Annotated in this window: 5 protein-coding genes; 3 read left to right on the forward strand and 2 right to left on the reverse strand. The window is 61.2% G+C overall.

Annotated features, from left to right (window positions below):
- Window positions 1-7: 7 nt before the first annotated feature.
- The gene (cysD, locus tag HX873_RS18095; protein ID WP_003208447.1) at window positions 8-925 is read right to left on the reverse strand and encodes a sulfate adenylyltransferase subunit CysD; all 918 of its coding nucleotides are present in this window, start codon (window positions 923-925) and stop codon (window positions 8-10) included.
- Between the two features lie 256 nt (window positions 926-1,181).
- Window positions 1,182-1,940: a Nif3-like dinuclear metal center hexameric protein gene (locus HX873_RS18100; protein WP_177123002.1), complete on the reverse strand. Its 759-nt coding sequence runs from the start codon at window positions 1,938-1,940 to the stop codon at window positions 1,182-1,184.
- A gap of 103 nt (window positions 1,941-2,043) precedes the next feature.
- Here HX873_RS18100 and algW point away from each other — a divergent pair, with 103 nt between their 5' ends.
- The 3 genes from algW to HX873_RS18115 all read left to right on the forward strand — a co-directional run bounded on the left by algW (window position 2,044) and on the right by HX873_RS18115 (window position 6,150).
- Window positions 2,044-3,198: a Do family serine endopeptidase AlgW gene (gene algW, locus HX873_RS18105; protein ID WP_003208442.1), complete on the forward strand. Its 1,155-nt coding sequence runs from the start codon at window positions 2,044-2,046 to the stop codon at window positions 3,196-3,198.
- Window positions 3,199-3,306: 108 nt separating this feature from the next.
- The gene (locus HX873_RS18110) at window positions 3,307-5,418 is read left to right on the forward strand and encodes a TonB-dependent siderophore receptor (protein ID WP_177123003.1); all 2,112 of its coding nucleotides are present in this window, start codon (window positions 3,307-3,309) and stop codon (window positions 5,416-5,418) included.
- Between the two features lie 12 nt (window positions 5,419-5,430).
- A complete protein-coding gene (locus HX873_RS18115) occupies window positions 5,431-6,150 on the forward strand; it encodes a DUF4198 domain-containing protein (protein ID WP_177123004.1) in 720 nt (239 codons plus the stop codon).
- Window positions 6,151-6,251: the final 101 nt, after the last annotated feature.

Here is a 6,251-nt window from a genome sequence, read left to right on the forward strand (position 1 = left end):
CAGCCCCTTAGAAATAGCCTTGACGTTTTTTATCTTCCATCGAGCCTGCACCATCGTGGTCGATGACACGGCCCTGGCGCTCGGAAGTTCGCGTCAGGAGCATTTCCTGAATGATGTCCGTCAGCGTCTCGGCTTCGGACTCCACCGCGCCCGTCAACGGGTAGCAGCCAAGGGTACGGAAACGTACTTTCTTTTTGACGATTCGGGCTTTGTCTTCGTCGGACAGGTGCTCGAGGATGCGGTCGTCGTCGATCATGATCAACGTGCCGTTCTTCTCGATCACTTCGCGTTCGGCGGCGAAGTACAGCGGGACGATCGGGATGCCTTCCAGGTAGATGTACTGCCAGATGTCCAGCTCGGTCCAGTTGGACAGCGGGAACACACGGATCGACTCGCCTTTGTTGACGTTGCCGTTGTAGACGTTCCACAGCTCCGGGCGCTGGTTTTTCGGGTCCCAGCGGTGCTTGCTGTCGCGGAACGAGTACACGCGCTCTTTGGCACGGGATTTCTCTTCATCGCGACGGGCACCGCCGAATGCAGCATCGAAACCATACTTGTCGAGCGCCTGTTTCAGGCCCTCGGTCTTCATGATGTCAGTGTGCTTGGCGCTGCCGTGGGTGAACGGGTTGATGCCCTGCGCCACCCCGTCCGGGTTGACGTGAGTGATCAACTCAAGACCAAGCTCTTCGACCATCTTGTCGCGGAACTTGTACATCTCCTGGAATTTCCAGCGGGTGTCGACGTGCATCACCGGAAACGGCAGCTTGCCCGGGAAAAAGGCCTTGCGTGCCAGGTGCAGCATCACGGCGGAGTCTTTACCGATCGAGTAGAGCATCACCGGGTTATCGAACTCGGCGGCGACCTCGCGGATGATGTGGATGCTTTCCGCCTCCAGCTGTTTCAGATGCGTCAGTTTGTCGACCATGGTTACTCACGGAAAAACGATCTTATGGACGGCCAGCGGGCCGTGTTCGAGCGGGGCATGCTAGCACAGCGCCTGATTCTATTGAGGGGGCTGGCTAGATCGAAACGGTATATCAATATACCGCTGGGTTTGGCTCGACTCGATCAAATGTGGGAGCGGGCTTGCTCGCGAATGCGGTGTGTCAGTCAATGCATATGGCGACTGATGCACCGCATTCGCGAGCAAGCCCGCTCCCACATGTGTCCGGTGGTGTTCGTTAGATCGGGTTTGGGCAATCGATGAAGATGTGTTCGAGGGCGAAGCGCCGTGCGAGGTAATCGCCCAAGGCTTGCACGCCGTAACGCTCGGTGGCGTGATGCCCGGCCGCTATGAAGCTGATGTCGTTTTCCCGGGCGCTGTGGAAGGTCTGCTCCGAGGCTTCGCCGCTCAGGTACAGGTCAACCCCGGCGAGCACCGCCTGGTCGATATAGCCCTGGCCACCACCGGTGCACCAGCCCACGCGGCGGATCATCTCGCTGCCTTCGATCAGCAGCGGCTCGCGGCCCATGGCTTCCTGCACGCGGCGGGCAAAATCACGGGGCGACGCCGGCTCGGCCAGGGAGCCCACCAGGCCGACGACCTTAAGGTTGTCCGGGTCCAGCGGGCCTTCGACGGTGATGTCCAGTTGCCGGGCCAGTTGCACGTTGTTGCCGACCTCAGGGTGCAGGTCCAGCGGCAAGTGATAGGCCAGCAGGCTGATGTCGTGCTTGAGCAGGGTTTTCAGGCGGCGCTGCTTCATGCCGGTGATGCACGGGCTTTCGCCTTTCCAGAAATAACCGTGGTGCACCAGCACCAGGTCGGCCTGGGCTTCGACCGCCGCGTCCAGCAATGCCTGGCTGGCGGTCACGCCGCTGACGATGCGCAGCACTTGCGGACGGCCCTCGACCTGCAGGCCGTTGGGGCAGTAATCGGCGATTTTGGCACTATTAAGGTAGCGGTCCGCTTCCTCGACTAAGGTGCTCAGGGCAACGGCCATAAAAGACTCCTAAATATCCCGTTCAGAGGCGCTCACGGCCTCGTATAATGCGCGACATTATGGGCGCTCTCCCGCCCCCTGCAACCTGTCAGGATTTTTCTTCATGCTCAAGGCACTGCGTTTTTTTGGATGGCCATTGTTGGCTGGCGTGCTGATCGCGATGCTGATTATTCAGCGTTATCCACAACTGGTCGGCCTGCCGACCCTCGATGTCAACCTGCAACAGGCACCGCAAACCAGCGCGGTGGTACAAGGCCCGGTGACTTACGCCGATGCGGTGGTGATCGCCGCCCCCGCCGTGGTCAACCTGTACACCACGAAGGTCATCAACAAACCGGCGCACCCGCTGTTTGAAGACCCACAGTTTCGTCGCTATTTCGGCGACAACTCGCCCAAGCAGCGGCGCATGGAGTCCAGCCTCGGCTCCGGTGTGATCATGAGCCCGGAAGGCTACATCCTCACCAACAACCACGTGACCACCGGCGCCGACCAGATTGTGGTGGCCCTGCGTGATGGCCGGGAAACCCTGGCCCGCGTGGTCGGCAGCGACCCGGAAACCGACCTCGCGGTGCTGAAAATCGATTTGAAAGGCCTGCCCTCGATCACCATCGGGCGCTCCGAAGGCTTGCGCGTAGGTGACGTGGCGCTGGCCATCGGCAACCCCTTCGGCGTCGGCCAGACTGTGACCATGGGCATCATCAGCGCCACCGGGCGTAACCAGTTGGGCCTCAACAGCTACGAAGACTTCATCCAGACCGACGCGGCGATCAACCCGGGCAACTCCGGCGGCGCGCTGGTGGATGCCAACGGCAACCTGACCGGCATCAACACCGCGATCTTCTCCAAGTCCGGCGGCTCCCAGGGCATCGGTTTCGCGATTCCGGTGAAGCTGGCCACTGAAGTGATGAAGTCGATCATCGAGCATGGCCAGGTGATTCGTGGCTGGCTGGGGATTGAAGTCCAGCCGCTGACCAAGGAACTGGCCGAGTCGTTTGGCCTGACCGGGCGCCCTGGCATCGTGGTCGCCGGGATCTTCCGCGACGGCCCGGCGCAGAAAGCCGGCCTGCAACTGGGGGATGTGATCCTCAGCATCGACGGCGAGCCGGCCGGAGATGGTCGCAAGTCGATGAACCAGGTGGCGCGGATCAAACCCACCGACAAGGTGGCGATCCAGGTGATGCGCAATGGCAAGGAAATCAAGCTGTCGGCGGAAATTGGCCTGCGTCCGCCGCCTGCACCGGTGAAAGAAGAGGAATAACGGCTTCGGGAGCCCGTTCGCGGGCTCCTGTTACCTAATATTTCAAAAGAAATTCATTCTCATTAGTCATGTTATATTGTTTCAATATCGCTATTGGAACGCTCTATCATGCCGTCTCGAAGATTTGCCCCGCTGGCGGGAATCGCCCTGGGTTTGCTGGTGGACCCGGCCTACGCCGAAGACACCGCCACCCTTGAACTGGAAGCCACCCGCATCACCAGCGAGGCGTACGAATCAGCCACCGGCCCGGTCAAGGGCTATCGCGCCACCCGCTCCGCCAGCGCCACAAAAACCGACACCGCCTTGCGGGATATCCCACAGTCCATCAGCGTGATTCCCGCTTCGGTACTCAACGACCTGGGCAGCACCAACGTCGAGCGTGCCCTTGAGTTTGCCGGCGGCGTGTCCAAACAGAACAACTTCGGCGGCCTGACGCTCTACGAATACAGCGTTCGCGGCTTCACCACGTCAGAGTTTTACGTGGACGGTTTCAGCGCCAACCGCGGTTACCCGAGCACGCCGGACGCGGCGAATATCGAGCGCATCGAGGTGCTCAAGGGCCCCGCCGCCAGCCTGTATGGCCGTGGTGACCCAGGCGGCACGGTGAATATCGTCAGCAAAAAGCCGCAGCCCGAGGCCTTCACCACACTGCAGACCAGCGCCGGCAGTTGGGACCGCTACCGCACCGCGCTGGACGTGAACACGCCGCTGGACAGCGAGGGCAACGTGTTATCGCGGGTCAACCTGGCGGTGGAAGACAACCACAGCTTTCGCAACCACGTTGAGGCCAAACGGGTCTTCGTCGCGCCCTCCATCAGTTGGCAACTGGACCCGGACACCCGCCTGCTGGTGGAAAGTGAATTCGTGCGTCACCGCTCCACTTTCGACCGCGGCATCGTCGCGCCCAACAACCGCTGGAGCGGCGTCTCCCGCTCGACCTTTCTCGGCGAGCCCGACGACGGCGATATCCGCAACCACAACAACCGCCTGCAAGCCAGCCTCGAGCATCACCTCAACGATGCCTGGCAACTGCGCCTGGCCAGCCATTACAAACAAGGCAGCCTGTGGGGCAACGCCTCGGAAAACCGCGCGCTGGATGCCGATGGCCACACCCTCAGCCGCCGCTACCGCGAGCGCTCCACCGGTTGGCATGACAGCATCACCCAGCTCGAGCTGCGCGGTCGGTTCGACATCGGCAGTTGGCAGCACGAATTGCTGATCGGCACCGAGTACGAGGACTACCGCAAGAAAGAACGGGTGACCGCCATCGCCGGCGGCGATTACGCCATCGACATCTATGACCCGGTCTATGGTCAGCCCAAACCGAACGGCAAGCGCTCCGGCACTGACTTTTTCGAACAGGTGAAAAGCCAGGCGCTGAACCTGCAGGACCAGATCATCTTCACCGACCGCCTGCGCGGGATGATCGGCGCGCGGTTCGAACACTTCGAGCAGCGCACCGACGACTTCAGCCGCAACCATGCCAAAAGCCGGCAGACCCACGACGCCCTGACCCAACGCGCCGGCCTGCTCTACCAACTGACGCCCGAAGTGGGCCTGTTCGCCAACGCCTCCACCTCGTTCAAACCCAACAATGGCCTGGACGCCGGCGGCAAATCCTTCAAGCCGGAAGAAGGCGTGGGGTATGAAATCGGGATCAAGAGCGAGCTGTTCGACGACCGCCTGAGCACCACCCTCGCCGCCTTCCATATCGAGAAAGAAAATGTCCTGGCCCTGGACCCGGCTACCGACACACAGCGCGCCATGGGCAAGGCCCGCAGCCAGGGTTTTGACCTGCAACTGACCGGCCAGGTGACTGACGCCGTACGGGTGATCGGCGCCTTTGCCTACATCGACGCCGAAGTGACCAAAGGCGACAAAGCCATCCCCACTGGCAGCCGGATTCTCGGCGTAGCCAAACGCAGCGCCAGCTTGCTCGGGGTGTATGAATTCCAGGACGGCCTGCTGCGCGGCTCCGACCTTGGCGCAGCCTTCACCTACGTCGGCGATCGCTCCGGTGAAGCCGGCAAAAGCTTTGAATTACCGGCCTACCACACCGTCGATTTGCTGGCCCATTACAAGGCCAGCGACAACGTCACCGTGGGCCTGAACCTCAACAACCTGTTCGATGAAAAGTACTACGAGCGCTCCTACAGCAACTACTGGGTCAATCCCGGCGAGCCGCGCAACTTCACCGTCAGCCTGACCCTCAACCTGTAAAAGGACGTCTCCATGCAAGCCTTCAAATCCCTGGCCGTGCTCGGCCTGCTGTTTGCCACCCAAGTCTCGGCCCACGGACTGTGGACCGAACAACGGCGCGGCAACATCGAAGTGATCTACGGCCACGGCGCCGAAGACAATGCGTTCAAGGCGCAGAAAATCAGCGGCGCCTGGGCCTACGACGCCAGCGGCAAAATGATCCCGGTGACCGTGGAACGTCTGCCCGACCATGCGCGCCTGAAGCCGCTCAAATCGCCGGCTGTACTGGCGGTCGCCCTGGATAACGGGATGTGGTCACAGACGCCTGACAAGAAGTGGATCAACGAGGGCCGCAGCAAGGTGCCGGGGGCGATTGAGTCGACCCAGACCTTCAAGTACAGCCTGGCGATCTACCAGCCGGGGACGAAGTTGCCGAAGCTGGATCAGATCAAGCTACTGATCTTGCCGGAAGTTGATCCGCTGACGGTCGGCCCGGGTAAATCACTGCCGGTACGGGTGCTGCTGGATGGCAAGCCGGCGGCTGGGGTCAAGCTGATCGGAGACTATCGCAACGCACCGAACACCCTGAGCACCGAGACCGATAAAGACGGTCGCGCCCAGGTGCTGGTGAGAAATGAAGGATTGAATGTGATTGCGGCGCAGGTGGAAATCCCGCTCAAAGACAATGCTGATGTCGCGACTCGCGGACTGTTCAGTTCCCTGACCTTTCTGGGCGAGCCGCATCACGAGTAACCCCGCAAATCCAAAGTGGGCACAGTCAATGTGGGAGCGGGCTTGCTCGCGAAAGCGGTGTGTCAGTCGCCATCTTCATTAACTGACCCACCGCCTTCGCG

Source organism: Pseudomonas sp. P7758, from assembly GCF_013386485.1.
Classification (GTDB): domain Bacteria; phylum Pseudomonadota; class Gammaproteobacteria; order Pseudomonadales; family Pseudomonadaceae; genus Aquipseudomonas.

What these genes read in the sequence shown, in the direction of transcription:
- cysD (WP_003208447.1), bottom strand. Translation starts at nt 925, where the DNA reads ATGGTCGACAAACTGACGCATCTGAAACAGCTGGAGGCGGAAAGCATC.
- HX873_RS18100 (WP_177123002.1), bottom strand. Translation starts at nt 1,940, where the DNA reads ATGGCCGTTGCCCTGAGCACCTTAGTCGAGGAAGCGGACCGCTACCTT.
- algW (WP_003208442.1), top strand. Translation starts at nt 2,044, where the DNA reads ATGCTCAAGGCACTGCGTTTTTTTGGATGGCCATTGTTGGCTGGCGTG.
- HX873_RS18110 (WP_177123003.1), top strand. Translation starts at nt 3,307, where the DNA reads ATGCCGTCTCGAAGATTTGCCCCGCTGGCGGGAATCGCCCTGGGTTTG.
- HX873_RS18115 (WP_177123004.1), top strand. Translation starts at nt 5,431, where the DNA reads ATGCAAGCCTTCAAATCCCTGGCCGTGCTCGGCCTGCTGTTTGCCACC.